The organism is Flavobacterium sp., from assembly GCF_035456085.1.
GTDB lineage: Bacteria > Bacteroidota > Bacteroidia > Flavobacteriales > Flavobacteriaceae > Flavobacterium.
Genome location: NZ_DATIDY010000230.1, coordinates 1 through 17570 on the forward strand (window position 1 = coordinate 1; position 17570 = coordinate 17570).

The following is a 17570-nucleotide window of genomic DNA, read 5'->3' on the forward strand; positions in this document are numbered from 1 at the left end:
GAAATGAATCATACCAATTGGTACAAATGTTTTTTTTAGTTATTAAAAACCTACGAAAATCTGTGTGAAAAAAAGCCTAATACTGATTGGGTGATAAAATTAGGCAAGAAGTTTTTTGGGTACAATGCAAAAAAAAACGTCCCAAAATAATTGGGACGTTTTTTAGACGCTTTTTTTACAAATAAACAGTAAAATATTCTGGTATTTAAAGTACAGCTACTTTAGCAGCAACTTTACCTTTTCTTCCTTCTTCTTCTTCATAGCTAACTCTGTCACCCTCACGTAATTCTTCCGCGCTGATTCCTGAAGCATGAACAAAAATGTCTTTTCCTGTTTCTTCGTCTGTAATGAATCCATAACCTTTAGACTCATTGAAAAATTTAACTGTACCTGTACGCATTGTAATAGTAATAATAATTTATAATGAGGCAAATGTAATCTTTAATATAATACGAAAATCATTATGACATTAATTTTTTTCTAAAATTATTGATATTCAAGTGTTTTTACCTAATTGTTTGAATTTAATCTAATATGTAATTCATTTAATTGTGAATCGTCAATTATGGATGGAGCGTCAATCATGACATCTCTTCCAGAATTGTTTTTTGGGAACGCAATAAAATCGCGGATTGTTTCTTGTCCTCCTAAAATCGCTACTAAACGATCAAGACCGAAAGCTAATCCTCCGTGAGGTGGTGCTCCGTATTGGAAAGCATCCATTAAGAAACCAAATTGTGCTTTGGCTTCATCTTCTGTAAAGCCTAAATATTTAAACATTAACTGTTGTGTGGCTTTGTCATGAATACGAATTGATCCTCCACCAATTTCATTTCCATTCAATACCATATCATACGCATTGGCACGTACTTTTCCAGGATCAGTTTCTAATAAACTCATGTCTTCTGGTTTTGGTGAAGTAAATGGATGATGCATTGCATGATAACGACCACTTTCTTCATCTAATTCTAATAAAGGAAAGTCAACTACCCAAAGTGGAGCAAATTCAGCTGGATTTCTTAAACCCAAACGTGTAGCTAATTCCATTCTTAATGCAGAAAGTTGTGTTCTGGTTTTATTTGCAGGTCCTGAAAGTACAAAAATCATATCTCCAGCTTTGGCTCCAGTAGCTGTTGCCCAATTATTTAAATCTTCTTGATCGTAGAATTTATCTACTGATGATTTGTAAGTTCCGTCATCGTTGCATTTTACATAAACCATTCCGCTAGCGCCCACTTGAGGTCGTTTTACCCAGTCAATTAATGCATCAATTTCTTTACGGGTATAATTTCCAGCTCCTGGAACAGAAATTCCTACCACTAACTCAGCTGAATTGAAAACAGGGAATTCTTTGTGTTGTGCAAATTCGTTTAATTCACCAAATTCCATTCCGAAACGAATGTCCGGTTTGTCATTTCCGTAAGTTTTCATCGCGTAATCGTAGGTGATTCTTGGGAATTTATCTACTTCAATGCCTTTTAATTCTTTTAGCAAATGACGAGTCAATCCTTCAAAAACATTCAAAATATCTTCCTGCTCAACAAAAGCCATTTCGCAATCGATTTGTGTAAACTCAGGTTGTCTGTCTGCGCGCAAATCTTCGTCACGAAAGCATTTTACAATTTGAAAGTATTTATCCATTCCACCTACCATCAACAATTGTTTGAAAGTTTGTGGAGATTGTGGTAGTGCATAAAATTGTCCTTCGTTCATTCTTGAAGGAACAACAAAATCTCTAGCTCCTTCTGGAGTAGATTTGATTAGGTAAGGCGTTTCTACTTCGCAGAAATCTAAATCCGAAAGGTATTTACGAACTTCCATAGCCACTTTGTGACGGAAAAGCAAACTGTTTTTTACAGGATTTCTTCTAATATCAAGATAACGGTATTTCATACGGATGTCTTCACCACCGTCTGTTTCGTCTTCAATAGTAAATGGAGGAGTCAATGAACCGTTCAAAATGTTTAGTTCAGAAACCAAAACTTCAATTTCACCAGTAGGGATATTTTTGTTTTTGGCTTCACGCTCAATAACAGTTCCTTTCACTTGAATTACATATTCTCTTCCAAGCGTTTTGGCAGCTTCAAAAACTTCCTTTATAGAACGGCTTTCGTCAAAAATCAATTGTGTAATTCCGTAACGATCTCGTAAATCGATCCAATTCATAAAACCTTTATCTCTAGATTTTTGAACCCAACCGGCAAGTGTAACTTCGGTATTGATATGTGAGGCGTTTAGCTCTCCGCATGAATGACTTCTGTACATTATATTTTTATTTACAATTTTTATTTAGATTATTATACCTGAAGCCCACTGGGCTTCCTCCTTTTAATTTCAAATGCCACAATTATGACTTCTGTACATGGTATAAATTTTAGTTTTTTGCCTTTTTTTTTGCGAATGCAAATTTAGGACTAATTATCAATATTAGGTTGATAAACTGTTTTTTTTATATTTTGAGATTTTAATTTTATATAAAAATTAAAAATTTTGTTGGGAAGTCGCTTTAAAAGTGTTTTTTGGAAAGAAATTTCTATGTTTTACAATTCCAATGTTAAGCTTTTGTCTATGTTACGAAATTGTTAAGTAAAAGTTTTTTTAATGTAAATTTTGTTTATAATTTTGATATAACAAGATATAAACAATTAAAAATTAGCGATATGAAAAAGTTTGTGGTTTTAGTAGCGATACTATTTTCAGGTGCTGTTTTTGCGCAAGATGCAAAACCTGTTTTGGAGCCTTTTGGGAAAAAATTAAAAGCAACCTATTTTTATGAAAATGGACAGGTGCAACAAGAAGGATATTTTGTAGATGGAAAACTGGATGGTATTTGGGTTTCGTATAATGAAAACGGAGATAAAATTGCTTCTGGAGAATATGCTGCTGGTGTAAAAACTGGAAAATGGTTTTTTTGGACAGAAAATGCCGGAAAAAATAGCCTGAGCGAAGTAGACTTTTCAAATAATAAAATAGAAAAAGTTAAAAACTGGAGACAAGATGCTTTAGTAAATTCGAATGAATAAGTTTTACTTTTGACCTAATAAAAGCTTTAAAACTTTTGAGGTACTAATCAAAAAAAAAACACTCCATTCAATATCTGCGAATGGAGTGTTTTTTTTTGGAAGATTTTGCTTTAAACCTCTGCTATTACTTTTTTATTTCGGCGATCTCTCCAATAATATTTTGTTCTTTTTACCAAATAAAACATTACTGGCACCATAATTAAGGTCAAGACCGTGGCATACGTCAATCCGAAGATGATGGTCCAGGCCAATGGTCCCCAGAAAATAACGTTGTCTCCACCCATAAATATGTGCGGATTCAAATCAGTTATTAAGGAGAAGAAATTAAAATTTAAACCAATCGCCAACGGAATTAATCCCAATACAGCAGTTGTCGCTGTTAACAATACCGGACGTAATCTTGATTTACCAGAGTCGATAATTGCTTCTTTGATTTCTTCTATGGTTAAATCATCATGGCTTTGTACTTGTTTGTCGGCTACTTTTCTATCCAATAATAAAACAAAGAAGTCCATCAATACGATTCCGTTCTTCACAACGATTCCCGCCAGTGAAATGATTCCCATCATGGTCATCAGAATCACAAAATCCATATTGGCAATGACGTACCCATAGAATACACCACTAAAACTTAATAATACCGTGAAAAGGATAACCATTGTTTTTGAAACCGAATTAAATTGTAACACGATAATAATGGTAATCCCTGCCATTGCTAGAAACAGTGCATAGAAAAGAAAACTTTGGTTTTTGCCTTGCTCTTCTTGTATTCCTGAAAAAGAATAAGTAATACCTTTTGGTAATTCATAGCCTTTTAAATCAGCTTGAATTTGTTTTGTAATTTCATCACCGTTGTAACCTGTCAGGACGTTGGAATACACCGTCATGATACGTTTTTGGTTTTTTCTTTTAATTTGGTTGTATGTGGTTGTTTTCTCTGTTTCTGAAACCGCAGAAATCGGTACTTGCATCATTTGTCCATTAGCCGGATTTCGGAAAGTTAATGACTGATTGAACAAAATGTTTTCGTTTTTGCGTTGGTCACCCTGCATACGCATGGTAATGTTGTAATCGTCATCGTCTTCTTTATAAGTCGAAATCTCCTGTCCATAAACTGAACGACGCAAATTAAAACCTAATTGTCCTGTTGAAACCCCTAAGCTTCCTGCATTTACTCTGTCGACTTTTACTTCAAGTTCAGGGCTTTCTTTATTGACATCGATGTTTAATTTTTCGATACCGGGTATGTTTTTGGTATTAATAAAAGCAATCATTTTGTCTGCTGCCTTCAGCATTTCATCATAATCAGTTCCGGTCAATTCAATACTGATCGGATAACCTGCAGGTGGTCCGTTATAGTCTTTTTCGACAGTAACTTTTGCTCCGGCTATTCCTTTTACTTTGCTTCTGATTTCTTCTAAGATATCGGAAGTATTGATGCCTCTTCTAAATTTGAATTCGGAGAAATTAACTGTTACTTTTCCTTTAAAAGGAGTTTCCGAAGCTGAACCTGCATCCACATTTGGATTTCCTGCGCCCACACCAACTTGCGAAACAATCGACTCTGCTAAGTAGTTTTTATCAGTTTTTTTGTCAATATATTTGCTCATTATAGAAATGATCTGTTTTTCGACAAATAGGGTAGCTTTGTTTGTTTTTGAAATGTCCGTTCCTTGTGGATATTCGATGTAAGCAATAACCTGATTTGGGATATTATCTGGAAAGAACAATACTTTTCTAGGAAATATTCCCAACAGAATGAAGGAGAAAACTAACATTCCAATAATTCCTGCCAACGCATACCAAGCTTTTCTTTCAGTAAGGATTTTGGCTAGAAAATTTTTGTATTTATCTTCCATTCTTGGAAAAAAACTGTGTTGGAAATCTTGTGTCCATTGGTACAGCTTTACTTTATACAACCACATTAATGCAAGGGAAATAATTGCCAAATGACCAATGGCTCTGGCTAATTTTGAATCATATATATTTCCAATTAACACAAAAATAACGGCAATAATTGTAAAAATTATTGAATATAATTTTGCTGATTTTTTAGAAACATTTCTGTCTTCAATATCCATTGAACCTCCTGTCATTGCTGCATTGACAACCATTGCCACAAACAAGGAAGCGGAAAGTGTTACAGTCAATGTCATAGGGAAATATTTCATGAATTTACCCATGGTTCCTGGCCATAAAGCGAAAGGTAAAAATGCCATCAGTGTTGTTGCTGTTGAGGAAATAACCGGCCATGCGATTTCACCGATTCCTATTTTGGATGCGTGGTATCGATCCATTCCTTTTTTCATATTTGCAAAAACGTTGTCAACAACCACAATTCCGTCATCCACAAGCATTCCCAATCCCATGACTAACCCAAAAAGAACCATAGTATTTAAAGTCAATCCAAATGCTGATAGAATACTAAACGCCATTAGCATTGATAATGGAATCGCAGCCCCAACGAATAGCGAGTTTCGCAATCCCATTGTGAACATTAAAACGATCATTACCAGCACAATTCCAAAGATGATATGATTTGACAATTCATCTACTTGGTGTTCTACACGGGAAGATTGGTCATTTGTTAATTCGATTTTTAAATTCGATGGCAAGTATGATGCTTTTGCTTTTTCGATTCTTTCTTTTACCTGTTCAATGGCCGAAATCATGTTTTGGTTGGAACGTTTTTTTACGCTTAACATGACAACTTCGTTTCCTTTTTCACGGGCGTAGGTTGTTTTTTCTTTTTCTTTAAACTTAACAACAGCAATATCTTTTAGATAAACTGTTCCGTCATTGTGTTTTACAATGATGTCTTCCAATTCTTGCGGATCTTTGATTTCACCCACAATTCGGATGTTATTTCTTGAACCTTCTGAAATTAAGTTTCCGCCAGAAAGCGTCATGTTTTCATTTCTAACAGCATTTTGAATATCATCAAAAGATACTTGTGCAGCTGTCATTTTGAAAATATCAACAGCAATTTCTACTTCTTTGTCATCAACTCCAAGGATATCTACTTTTTTGACTTCAGGGATTTCTTCGATATCGTCTTGAAGTAATTCTCCATATTTTTTAAGTTGTTGAGTAGTATAATTTCCTTGTAAATTAATATTCAAAATTGGCACTTCTTCCGAAATATTCAATTCGAAAACACTAGGTTCTACTTTACTTCCGTTATCAAGATTTGGCCAGTCAGTATCTGCTTTTACAATATCGACTTTGTCTTTAACTTTGGCTTTTGCCTGATCAATAGTAACGTTATCTTCAAATTCGACGATGATCATTCCGTAATCTTGAAATGAACTTGAGGTGATTTTGTCGACTCCGCTTATGTTCTTGATTTCTTTTTCCAGAGGTTTGACGATTAATTTTTCGACATCTTCAGCTGAGTTTCCCGGAAACACTGATGAAATGTAAATTTTGTTTTCTATAATTTCTGGAAAATCTTCTCGAGGCATTGTAATATAGGCCGTGATACCTGTAATTACAATTAAAAAAGTCAAGATATATACTGTAACGCGATTTTCGACAGCCCAACTTGATATTCCGAATTCTTTATTTTCGTGACTCATATTTTTTTGTTTAAAACTGTTTTAGAAATTCAATTTCATTCCATCCGAAATAGTGTTGGCCCCTTCGGTTACAATTATTGCATCAGCATCTAAACCACTTAAAATCTCTGTGACATTATCAGAAGATTGGCCCGTTTTTACGATAACTTTTTTAGCTATACCGGTTTTCCCTTTCACATTGGTAACTGTGTAAACAAAATTATTTTTCTGAGCATCCTGTTGAATTACATTGGAAGGAACAACTATTGCGTTTTTGTTTACATAATCAATCACTTTTAGGCTGGCTACCTGATTCGGGCGGAGCAAATTATCAGGGTTTGGAACACTTACTTCAATTCCGAAACTTCTGTTGTTTGGATTGATGAAATTTCCAATTTGACGTACTTTTCCTTTATATGTTTTGTTTAATGAATTTAAATACACATCTACTTCGGTACCAATTTTTAGTTTTCCGATGTATGTTTCCGGGATAGAAGTAGAGACATACATGTTTCCTAAATTTACAATTCGCATCATACCTTTTGGACTTGGTGAAACTACTTCTCCTTTTTCTACATAAACTTCATCAATTGTCCCTGAAAATGGAGCTCTGATTACTGTTTTTGCAATTTGAGCTTTGATTTGTGCTACACTTTTTTGAGCAGAAATCATTTGGCTTTGTGCTTGAAGATATTGGATTTCAGAACCAATTTTTTGGTTCCATAAGTTTTTTTGACGCTCAAAAGTAGTTTTGGCTAATTCGTATTGATTTTCGGCACTAGCTAATTGTTGACTCATTCCGCCATCATCAGTTCGACCCAGAACTTGACCTTTGGTTACTTTTTGTCCTGCTTTTACATTAAGTGCGACTAAGTTTCCTGGGAATTCTGGTTGGATCAATACATTTTCATTCGTATTAATGCTTCCTTGAATTTCAAGATAATGATTGAAAATGGTGTCATTCAATTTGACTGCCGATACTAAGGCAACGACTTCTTTGTCAACATCTAATTTTGATAGTGCTTCGTCAATTTGTGTAAGCTGAGATTGTAATTCGGCTTTTTTGGCTGTAATCGCTTTAACATCTTTTGATGCTATAATAGAATCCACCGATTTGTTTTTATCTGATGAATTACAGGCGATCAATACGATTGAAAGTGTGGTTAGTATAAATATTTTTTTCATGGCTTTATATTTTGTGGGAGTCATTAGTTAGTTGTTATTTTTTCTAAACTTGCTTTTTTATTAATAATGTTGACCATCGTTTGGAGGTATTTTTGCTGAGCGGTATATAACTGACGTTGCGCATCATTAAAGTCAAAACTGGTCGAAAGCCCTTCTGTGAACTTGATTTGTTGTTTTCTTTCGATTCTTTCTGCCAAATTCAAATTGCTTTTTGCAGTTTCATAATCGGCGATGCTGTATTCGTATTCGGTTTTTGCGGTAGCATATTCTAATTTTAATTTTTGCTCCGTTTCTGTCAGTTGAGTTTTGGCTTGGTCTAAAGCAATTTTGGCTTGCTGCGTTCTCGAACTTCTTGCTAAACTGCTGAAGATCGGGATGTTCAAACTAAGTCCGAGATTTGAATAATTAAACCAGTTTTGATTTTTGCTAAAAAAATCGAATTGATCTTTAAAAGCCGTATAACCAAAATTGAAATTGGCAGATAAGGTTGGTAATGCTTTGCTTCTTTCCAGTTTGTATTCAAGAGTTCTTTGCTCTTCAAAATTGGTTGCTATTTTATAAGAGATGTTGTTGTTAACGTCAAATTCTGTTTTCGAAATGGCGAGATCCATATTTTGAATGGTCAGATTATCCAATTTATCGGTTAACGTAATTTCGTCATTAAGGTCAATACCCAAATTAATTTTGAGCATTTTATAAGCTATATCCAGTAAACGAGTGTTGTAATTTAAAGTGCTTTGTAAAGATCCTAAAGTGATTTCCAGCTGTTCTACGCTTTCTTCTTCAATTAAACCATTTTTATAAGTGGCTCTGGTATCGTTTAAAGTTTTTTGTAGTGATGCAATGTTTTTTTCTAAAATAGCAATGTTTTCTTGAGCCAACAATACGCTGCCATAAGAATTTATAACCAACTCTTTGATGTCAATATCAGTTCTTTGTTTGGCATTTTCGTAATATTTCAAATAGGTTTTTGAAGCTTGAAGTGCTACAATATAAGAACCGTCAAAAATAAGCTGGCTAATAGTAGATCTTGCTACCATATTGTATTTGGTTCCAAAGGCAACTTCGGCATATTCACCTGGTTTTCCTCCAAAAAATTCTGCTGGAACGACAGATTTTTGTAAAACGAAATTGTTTGTAAAATCTGCTCCAGCATTTATTTGTGGAAGTCCCATTGCTGTAGTTTCCCATTTCTTTTCTTTGGCTGCTTCGATATCACGGCCAGAATTAATTGCCGTGTAATTGTTTTCTAATGCGTGGTTTATAGCTTCTTGAAGCGTGAATGAATAACGCTTCTTTTGTTCACTACTATTCGAATCTTGCGCATAGCCGCACCAGAAAAAAAGTGAAAAGCTTAGTATTACTAGTTTCTTCATTATATATTGGTTTTAAGTAGTTGTTTTTCGAGTTCGATTATTCCTTTTGGAGTAGCCATTGCTCTGGTATGATATTCTAATGCTTGTAATTCCAGTTTTACCGAATCTCTTTCGGATATTGTATTTCCTTTAATGCTAAAAATTAATGAATAGTAAAATTTTACATAAGCAGCGATATCGAGATCATTGCGATATAATTCTTGTTCAATGCCTTTTTCTATATTTTGTCTGAACAACGTATTACATTCCTCAATTTCTCGCGACATCACTTTCTGATATATTTCAGGATAATGTTTTTTTAATTGGTATAATGGAGAAGTTTCTGATGATTGAAACATCTCTTTAAAACTTTTGCGGATTTCAAAATTCTCCTCAATTGCATTATAGTTTTTGGCAACAATGGTATTAATCACTTCATGAACTGCGTTATGAACCATTTCGGTACTTTCTTCAATCAAAACCTCTTTATTGCAGAAATATTTGTAAATCGTTTTTTTGGAAATGCACATTTCTCCGGCGATATCATCCATAGTGACACTTTTAAAACCAAGTTTTAAAAATAAATCACTTGCTTTGGATATAATTTTGTCTTTCATTTTGGAGGTAGGTTGTTGGCGGTTAGTTAGTTAGTATGAATTTATAAAAGAAATATTTTTAGGTTTATGATATTAATCGATTTTATTGATGCACAAATTCTAAATTGGCTATAAGTTTTATATCTGAGCCAACGGCATAACCTCTAGTGTTCGAGTAAGTATTGTGATTAAGGTCAAAATCCTTGCGGTTGATGTTTCCTGTAATTTCAAAAGAGGCTTTTTGAACTCCACTGTAATTGTTGTATCCAATGAATTCGGTATCAAATTCCACTACTTTTGTGATGTTTTTAATTGTCAAATGGCCTTTCAAAAAATTGATATTTTTATTTATTTTTTGAAAAGAAGTTGATTTGAATTGAATAACCGGAGTTTCATCATATCCAAAAAAGTCAATTAATTTTAGATCCGAGTTTTGGTTCTTGTCGTTTGCCTTTAATGAAAATTCGATAGCGGCATCTTCCACTTCGTTGTTTTGTATGGCGACATGTCCCTTAAAATTATTTTTAGACCCAGACATGTAGTCAATCAAAGAATGTCTTGTCTTAATCAGTACATCTGATTCGTTTGAATCAATTTTCCATTCATTTTCCATGTTTTCAGTTTTTTTGTAATAATTTTGTAAAGCAAATATAGCTACGGAAACTTTAAAAACAAAATAAGTTTCCATTGTTTTTTATGTATTGTATTAAAAATTAAGTAATTAGCTATTATTATGGGTTGTGACTAATGAATTATAGATTTATTATAAAATATGAGCCATGGTTTTGCGGAGTGTATAAAATTTGATCCGTTGCTAATTTTTTAATAGTATAAATCAGGAATAAATGAGTTCTTCATACAAGTCGGATAATCTATCTCGTAAATGCAAAACTGCATAGCGCTTTCGCGAAAGTAGAGTGTTGACAGACACGCCAGTTTCTTCGGAGATTTCTTTGAACGACAAACCTTCTAATTCATTTTTTTCGAAAACTTCTCTTTGTTCCAGAGGTAATTCTGATAGCGCTTCTTCCAGTTCAATCCACATTAGCGAACGCAAATATTCGGTTTCGGGAGAAGGTGAAGTTTGATTGCTAAACAACATTTCCGAAATATCCTTCATAACATCGTCATCGTCGTTTTGATAAGATGGTAATTCTTCTTCACGCTTTTTAGTTTGTTTATTAATTATCATATTGCGAGCCACCCGATACAGCCATGCAGCCACTTGCTCTATCGGATTCATCGCAGTATCTACTTTTGCCAGTTGATAAAAAACATCCTGCAAAATGTCTTCCGCGTCTTCCTTGTTTGAAACGCGTTTATTAATGAACGCTTTCAAACGAGGTTTATAGGCTGTTACCAGCGTTCCGACATCTTGCTGTTGGATATTACTCATTATCTTTTTTTTCGGAATCAGTTGTTTCAAAATCAAAATGGCGGTCACCGAAGAAAGGTCTACGGCCAAATCTTCCTCCGCACATGTGTTCCTTGCGCTTATTTATGAATTCTTTTTGCTGTTCTGGAGTCATGCTCATCCATTTTTCACGCATAGCATTTTTATGACGGAAACCACCAAATCCAGGACCGCCATGTCCGTGACCACCGAACAGAATACGTGAAAGCACTAATAATCCCAATGCCTGCCAAAAAGTGATAGTTCCCAATCCGAATATATTTGGAATAAGTGCATTCCAAAGTAACATTACAGCAAAACTAAATGCTGTAGCTGCCGCAATGACAAGAACAACTATTCCTGCTATTTTAAAACCTTTATTTTTCATTTGATATAATTTTTTATTTGTTTTTAAATTCATTTTTAAGAGAGCCTCTATTTATGTAGACAAATGAAATGGATTAATATTGTACGGGAATGGCATTTTTTTTAATTTTTTTTTACCTAGCTAAATAAAATCAGACAAAATAATTTCTATTTGCTTGTTACACAGTTTTTTAGTAATTATTTATTATTTTTGATAGACGTCGCAAAAAAGCTTTTTTTCCGCCATTTTACCCAAATTTCGGCAGATTGAATTGAATTTTCCAACCTACACGAAATATAGTCAAAGTTAAAAGACTGCTAATTATGAAGGAAGATAACAACTCAAAAGATTAATTTAAACAAATTTAATATCATGAAAAAGCTGCAATTCACAATAAACATCAATGCACCTGTGGTCAAGATTTATGATTTTATGCTTGGCATCAGCAATAAGTCGACTTACGAGCAATGGACTTCATTGTTTAACCCGACATCGACTTATGAGGGAAGTTGGGACAAGGGAAATAAAATTCTATTTATTGGAGTAGACGAGAAAGGAGAAAAGGGAGGTATGGTTTCTAAGATAATTGAAAACACTCCCAACAAATTTGTTTCGGTCCAACATTATGGGCTTTTAAAAGAAGGTAAGGAAATTACAGAAGGACCGGAAGTAGAAAAATGGACAAACGGATTTGAAAATTATACTTTCGAAGAAAACAACGGGACAACAACGGTTACAGTTGACTTAGACAGTACTGAGGATTTTGTAGATTATATGAACGAAACCTACCCCAAAGCACTCGATAAGCTTAAAGAGATTTGTGAAAAATAACCTTTGAAGATATCTTATGTTGTCAGTCTGTTTTCAAATCCCAAGTAAGCATATAAAGATTACGAAATAGAAAAGGTCAAAAAAAGCACACTCTTTTTTAAGTTTAAAATTATCATTCAAATCCATCAATAAATTTACGCATGGTATATTGTTTGGATTTGCTGTCATAATACCCCATAATGTAATAGTTTTTGTAGCGAATAATATGCGGGATAGTGGCTTCGGTGTGCTGTTGTAAAAAACCAGAAATAAAGTCGAAAGCCAAAGGTTCTGCATCTTGTTTTGTATGGTCTAATTTTTTATCAAATACACTTTCAAAATAAGCAGTTGTTGGAATAGTGCGATACATTAATTCGCTATTATACTGACTTCCGTCCAGTGAATTGACAACATCGGTAAATTGAATATCGCCAGTTCCTCCTATTGTAATTAAAATGGATTTAGGTGTTTTGTAAACCGTCATTCCAACGTCTAAAAACACCAATTGATGTAAAAATTTGGCTGTGTTTTTGAATTCTCTTGGTTTTTGTCCTTCCAATTGCAACCACATCGGCGAAGTTTTAAAAGGTATTTTTTGGCTTTCCAAAACTTTAATGCTTTTGATGGTATCTGTAGTTTTATAATCTCTTATTTCAAACAACAATTCTTCGGCATTGACTTTTAGTTGGTATAGTTTATTCTCGTGATAATAGGAATTAGAAAGGCTAACATAATTTTTAGTTGATGTTTTTGGGAAAGTTTTCTCCAGAATATTGCCCGTTGCCAGATCAATTTCGAATGCCTGAGTTTCATTATCATTATGATCGAAAGTCAGTAATAATTTGTTTTTTAGAACATATAGTTTTGATCTTTCTGTGCCTTTGAATAATGGATTGAACTGATTGGTTTCTATCTTTTCAATCGGTAACACTTCGAGGATTTTGCTGAATTCAATTTCTTGATTTTTGCTATTTTTAAATTTAAAAGAACCAAAGTCTAATGTTTTTTCCTCTTTTTTACCATCTTTAAAAATGTATAATTCCAATTTTTGTTCAAAATGCTTTTGTGCAAGAATATAGAAAGTATTATTATCCTGAAAAGAGGTGATTAGCGTCTGATTAAAAAATTGCAACTCATACGGCACCTCCGTGTTAGTCTTGGAGTTCAAATCATATTGTACCGTCATTATTTTCTTTAAATCTGGATTCGACCAATACAGCGTTGGATTTCCTTCACTGTTAAAACTATAGCCGACAATTTGTTTGTAACTAGTGTCAGGCCTTGTCAAAGAATATTGACTGGTCATGAATAAAGCACTGTTGTATTTTATAATGGTTAGATTTTCTTTGTCCGTTGCAAAAGCATAAACATCGTGAGTAACTGCATTCTCCGCATTAAATATTTGTCTGTACTCTTTGGATTTTTTTAGTTCCAATGGAAAAGTAGCCAAAACAGTCTGGCTAAAAAGCTGGGAACTTTGAATTAGAATCAAAAAAACGATTATTTTTTTCATATTGTTGCGTGATAACTTAAAGGGTTAAACTCAAAATATAGTGTGTTTATTGGTTCATTATTTCTTGAAAATAGTCCACAAATTGCCCCACGTGCATGGCATCCATCAATCCGTGATGTACGTGGATGGACATAGGCATAATTCGCTTTCCATCATCGGATAAAATCATTTTTCCGAAAGAAATTTTAGGGCAACTGTCTGGATATGTCATACTTCGTGCATGTGAAAGCGAAGTAAAATTGAGCCACGGAATTGCCGAAAAATGAATGAGATTATCTTCCTTAAATTCTCTCGTAAATAGGCCAGAGGTATTTTGAATACGTTCAATTTCGGTCATTGCTGTTTGTTCAAAAATCGAATAATCAGAATGATATTGCATCAAAGAAAATCCAAAAGTGCCATCGACACGACTTACAGTAGCCGACCCATCAATCCTGTTGTATATGTAAATATGCGTGTTTTCAATGCGATACTTGAACGTTTCAAAAGCATTTACGGCTACTAATGTTTTGTGTAAATAATAAATAAAGAAAGAAGTTTTCAAGGTTTTGGAAGCCGCATATGCTTTGGTACAATCGATGTTTACAGTTACTCCAAAAAAAGGTTCCTGCATTTGTTTAAAGAAAAGAAAATGTTCTTTTCTATTCCAATTGTCCAAGTCTAAAAGCGTTTTCATTTTTATGGTATTTGAGGGATCCAATTTTAGGTAGGCAAACCGGAAGTTGCTTGTATTAAAAATACCTAGCTAAAATACTAAATAAAATGCATTTTAACTAGGCGCAATATCTTTTTAAGATGGATTTATAACTTCAGTAAAGGAAGCACTTCTGTTATTTTTTCGAATGCCTGAAAGTTTTTGTGCTCTACTTTATGATCAATTTTTTCATGTGCCCAAGTCGTATGAAATGGAATATGTACGGCATATCCGCCAATTTCTAAAACTGGTAAAACATCCGATTTTAACGAATTACCAATCATGAAAAACTCGTCAGGCTTAACCTCTAATCGCTTAATCAAATCTGAATAGTCTACGATTTGCTTATCTGACATTACTTCAATATGATGAAAATAATGTCCCAAACCCGAATTATGTAATTTTCTACGCTGATCCAGTAAATCACCTTTTGTGGCAACGACCAATTTGTATTTACCGTATAAAGCTTCGAGAGTTTCTTCGACACCATCTAATAAAATAACTGGTTTCTCCAATAATTCTTTTCCATATTGAATGATTTTCTCAATGATTTCAATCGGAATGGTGTTGTTCGAAATTTTCATTGCTGCTTCAATCATCGAAAGAATATATCCTTTGATGCCATAACCATACAATTTGAGATTATCAATTTCAATTTTGAACAGCTCTTTCGAAATTCCCTGATGCGATAAATAATCTTCCATCAAACCAATAAATTTTTTCTCGGTTTCATCAAAGTAGGTTTCGTTGATCCAAAGGGTATCATCGGCGTCGAAGGCAATTACTTTTAGGTTTGTAACTTTGTCTTTAGATAACATAATGTGATGTTTTTTGTTCCAAAATTTTCTTTAGAAATCCGAAAATCTTTATTTGTTTAAAAAATACTTTGTGAGTGAAATCGTCTTATTATAAAACGTAATCCTAATTCCGAAAAGTAAAATAATTCCGCCAAGAATCATTTGTAAAGTTATTTTTTCTTCTAAAAAAAGCCAAGCCAAAATAGCAGTAATTATAGCTTGACTTAATAAGCTCAGTGAAATTCTCGTAATTCGGATGTGTTGTGTTGCGTAACTTATCGAAAGCCAAGCGCACAATTGACAAATTACGGCTTGCAATACCAAAACAAACCAAGCTGTATTCGAAAATCCCGTAAAAGATTCATTTAGAGAAAAACAAACAATGCCTAAATAGACACTAGAAGCCAGTAAGCTAATTGTCATAAACGATAAAATGTCAACGTCTGAAAGTACATTTTTGCTCACTAAAAGATAAATTGAATACAAAACTCCCGAAAAAACGGCGAACAGAAATGCGCGATTAAAATTCATTTCCATGAAAAATTCGAATCCAACTAAAATTACCATTCCAAATAATGATACAACAGTTCCGATCCAAAAATTGGTTTTGGGTTTTGATTTTAAAAATAAAAACGCACCAATACCAACCCAAAGTGGTGATAAATTGGTTAATAACGAAGCTTGAGTAGCACTTGAATCCTGAATGGCAATATTCCAAACGGCAACATCAGAAGAAAATAAAACACCACAAAGGGCTGCCAAAAGAATATTTTTGGTTTTAGGCAATTTGAATTTTTTGGTCAAAAGTACATACGGCAACAGAAAAGTTACAGCAATAGTCATTCTATAAAAAGCAGAAATTAATCCTCCAGTCAAACGCAATTTAATCAAGATAGGAAATATGGAAATGCACAGAATTCCTGTGATTAATGCTAATCGTGGTTTGGTGAGTTTCATTTATTAGAAATTATTTAATAGAGCCAAAGTTACTTTGCCTGTTTATTGTGTTTGGATCACAAATTAGAACAATTTTTTTTCAGGTTAAAGTAGAATCTGTTAAAATCTAATTTAATCTGGGAGGAAAAATACTAGCATAAATCTTAATTGGACTTTAGTCTAATTATAAAATTTATCCTCCTGCCAATTGGAAACATTGTCTGCTATATAATTTTGAATTCTTTCAAAAGAATCTGAATTGCGAATAATATGGTCGTGAAAACGTTCCTGCCATGAAAAATCAGTGTGAATAGGATGTGCATTTTTGGTCACAACAGATTTATAGGAACGCATTATGGCTGAAATTGTACCTGATTTTGGTGAAATTTTTGCCATTTGTTCGTTTTTTATTCCGTTCGTGGTAGAGACGTTGCAGTGCAACGTCTCTACGTCGTCGTTGTTATGAACAAAATTTGTTTTGTCAATTACCAAAATCCCATGAACATGGTTAGGCATAACAACAAAATTTCCTAATTCAACAAATTGAAAATGTTTTGGGATTTCTAACCAAAATTGATTTGCCAATTTCCCAATTCCGTTCAAATGCATTTCATTTTCGCTATTGACAGTCACGATTTCACCAAAAAAATGTTCCCGATTTCCGGTGCATATTGTTATGAAATAGGCACCATTTTGTCCATAATCCCAATCTTTTAATCGGGTAGAGGAAATGCGGTATTTGTTTTGGAATTTTTCGTTCATATTATTTCGTTATTGATTTTAACGAATATAATATTTTTTTTGCATAACACACGTAGAGACGTTGCATTGCAACGTCTCTACCGCAATGTCTTTCAATACAAAACAAATTTAATATTGAAATAAATAAATTATGACATGCAATTAAACGCGTAGAAACGTTGCACTGCAACGTCTCTACCAAATGAAATATATATTTTCTTTTAATTTATCGTTTCCCCATTCCCAACACCATCAGCATCTGGATTTACGAAAACCAATTTTCCTTCGGCATTGCTGGTCATCAAAATCATTCCTTGGCTTTCAACACCACGAAGGTTTCTTGGTGCAAGATTCACAAGAACAGTTACTCGTTTTCCAATAATATCTTCAGGTTTAAAACTCTCTGCAATTCCAGAAACGATTGTGCGAACATCTATTCCAGTGTCAACTTTTAGAATCAAAAGTTTGTTGGCTTTTGGCATTTTTTCAGCTTCAAGAATTGTTCCTACACGAATATCCATTTTGGCGAAATCTTCAAACTGGATCAAATCTTTCTGAGGTTCTGCTACTTTGTTTTCAGCGATATTTGCTGTTTTGGTAGCC

Annotated in this window: 17 protein-coding genes; 2 read left to right on the top strand and 15 right to left on the bottom strand. The window is 33.7% G+C overall.

Going from position 1 to position 17570, the window contains the following annotated elements; all coding sequences use genetic code 11:
• Window positions 1-205: 205 nt before the first annotated feature.
• Window positions 206-400 (bottom strand): cold-shock protein, encoded by a 195-nt coding sequence (locus VLC96_RS17220; RefSeq protein ID WP_115814005.1) that lies wholly within the window; start codon window positions 398-400, stop codon window positions 206-208.
• Window positions 401-510: 110 nt separating this feature from the next.
• Window positions 511-2265: an aspartate--tRNA ligase gene (gene aspS / locus VLC96_RS17225; RefSeq protein WP_325264912.1), complete on the bottom strand. Its 1755-nt coding sequence runs from the start codon at window positions 2263-2265 to the stop codon at window positions 511-513.
• Between the two features lie 395 nt (window positions 2266-2660).
• Between aspS and VLC96_RS17230 the strand changes: the two genes are divergently transcribed.
• Complete coding sequence (locus VLC96_RS17230; RefSeq protein WP_325264914.1) at window positions 2661-3023, top strand: toxin-antitoxin system YwqK family antitoxin; 363 nt, start codon at window positions 2661-2663, stop codon at window positions 3021-3023.
• 110 nt (window positions 3024-3133) lie between these two features.
• On the opposite strand, the gene VLC96_RS17235 is transcribed toward VLC96_RS17230, so the two are convergent.
• The 7 genes from VLC96_RS17235 to VLC96_RS17265 form a co-directional block, all read right to left on the bottom strand.
• Window positions 3134-6601, bottom strand: coding sequence for an efflux RND transporter permease subunit (locus VLC96_RS17235; protein WP_325264915.1), 3468 nt, complete (start codon window positions 6599-6601; stop codon window positions 3134-3136).
• A gap of 21 nt (window positions 6602-6622) precedes the next feature.
• A complete protein-coding gene (locus tag VLC96_RS17240) occupies window positions 6623-7765 on the bottom strand; it encodes an efflux RND transporter periplasmic adaptor subunit (protein WP_325264916.1) in 1143 nt (380 codons plus the stop codon).
• A gap of 23 nt (window positions 7766-7788) precedes the next feature.
• A complete protein-coding gene (locus VLC96_RS17245) occupies window positions 7789-9141 on the bottom strand; it encodes a TolC family protein (protein ID WP_325264917.1) in 1353 nt (450 codons plus the stop codon).
• Window positions 9141-9737: a TetR/AcrR family transcriptional regulator gene (locus tag VLC96_RS17250; protein WP_325264919.1), complete on the bottom strand. Its 597-nt coding sequence runs from the start codon at window positions 9735-9737 to the stop codon at window positions 9141-9143. Before VLC96_RS17250 ends, VLC96_RS17245 begins: the two co-directional genes overlap by 1 nt.
• 82 nt (window positions 9738-9819) lie before the next feature.
• Window positions 9820-10404, bottom strand: coding sequence for a YceI family protein (locus VLC96_RS17255; protein ID WP_325264921.1), 585 nt, complete (start codon window positions 10402-10404; stop codon window positions 9820-9822).
• A 147-nt stretch (window positions 10405-10551) separates the two neighbouring features.
• A complete protein-coding gene (locus VLC96_RS17260; protein WP_325264923.1) occupies window positions 10552-11112 on the bottom strand; it encodes an RNA polymerase sigma factor in 561 nt (186 codons plus the stop codon).
• The gene (locus tag VLC96_RS17265) at window positions 11105-11530 is read right to left on the bottom strand and encodes a hypothetical protein (protein WP_325264924.1); all 426 of its coding nucleotides are present in this window, start codon (window positions 11528-11530) and stop codon (window positions 11105-11107) included. The genes VLC96_RS17260 and VLC96_RS17265 overlap by 8 nt, the downstream gene beginning before the upstream one ends.
• A 318-nt stretch (window positions 11531-11848) precedes the next feature.
• Here VLC96_RS17265 and VLC96_RS17270 point away from each other — a divergent pair, with 318 nt between their 5' ends.
• The gene (locus VLC96_RS17270; protein WP_325264925.1) at window positions 11849-12307 is read left to right on the top strand and encodes an SRPBCC family protein; all 459 of its coding nucleotides are present in this window, start codon (window positions 11849-11851) and stop codon (window positions 12305-12307) included.
• Window positions 12308-12419: 112 nt separating this feature from the next.
• Here the strand turns inward: VLC96_RS17270 and VLC96_RS17275 are convergent, their stop codons facing one another.
• The 6 genes from VLC96_RS17275 to metG all read right to left on the bottom strand — a co-directional run.
• On the bottom strand, window positions 12420-13799 hold the full coding sequence (locus VLC96_RS17275) for a hypothetical protein (protein ID WP_325264927.1): 1380 nt from the start codon (window positions 13797-13799) through the stop codon (window positions 12420-12422).
• A gap of 46 nt (window positions 13800-13845) precedes the next feature.
• Window positions 13846-14475, bottom strand: a complete 630-nt coding sequence (locus VLC96_RS17280) for a chloramphenicol acetyltransferase (RefSeq protein WP_325264929.1) — start codon at window positions 14473-14475, stop codon at window positions 13846-13848.
• A 125-nt stretch (window positions 14476-14600) separates the two neighbouring features.
• Entirely contained in the window at window positions 14601-15311 is a 711-nt protein-coding gene (locus tag VLC96_RS17285) for an HAD family hydrolase (RefSeq protein ID WP_325264930.1), read from the bottom strand.
• Between the two features lie 48 nt (window positions 15312-15359).
• On the bottom strand, window positions 15360-16247 hold the full coding sequence (locus tag VLC96_RS17290; protein WP_325264932.1) for a DMT family transporter: 888 nt from the start codon (window positions 16245-16247) through the stop codon (window positions 15360-15362).
• Window positions 16248-16406: 159 nt separating this feature from the next.
• Entirely contained in the window at window positions 16407-16988 is a 582-nt protein-coding gene (locus tag VLC96_RS17295) for a transposase (RefSeq protein ID WP_325264933.1), read from the bottom strand.
• A 200-nt stretch (window positions 16989-17188) separates the two neighbouring features.
• The coding region (gene metG / locus VLC96_RS17300; RefSeq protein WP_325264934.1) for a methionine--tRNA ligase subunit beta at window positions 17189-17570 on the bottom strand (382 nt) is incomplete at its 5' end.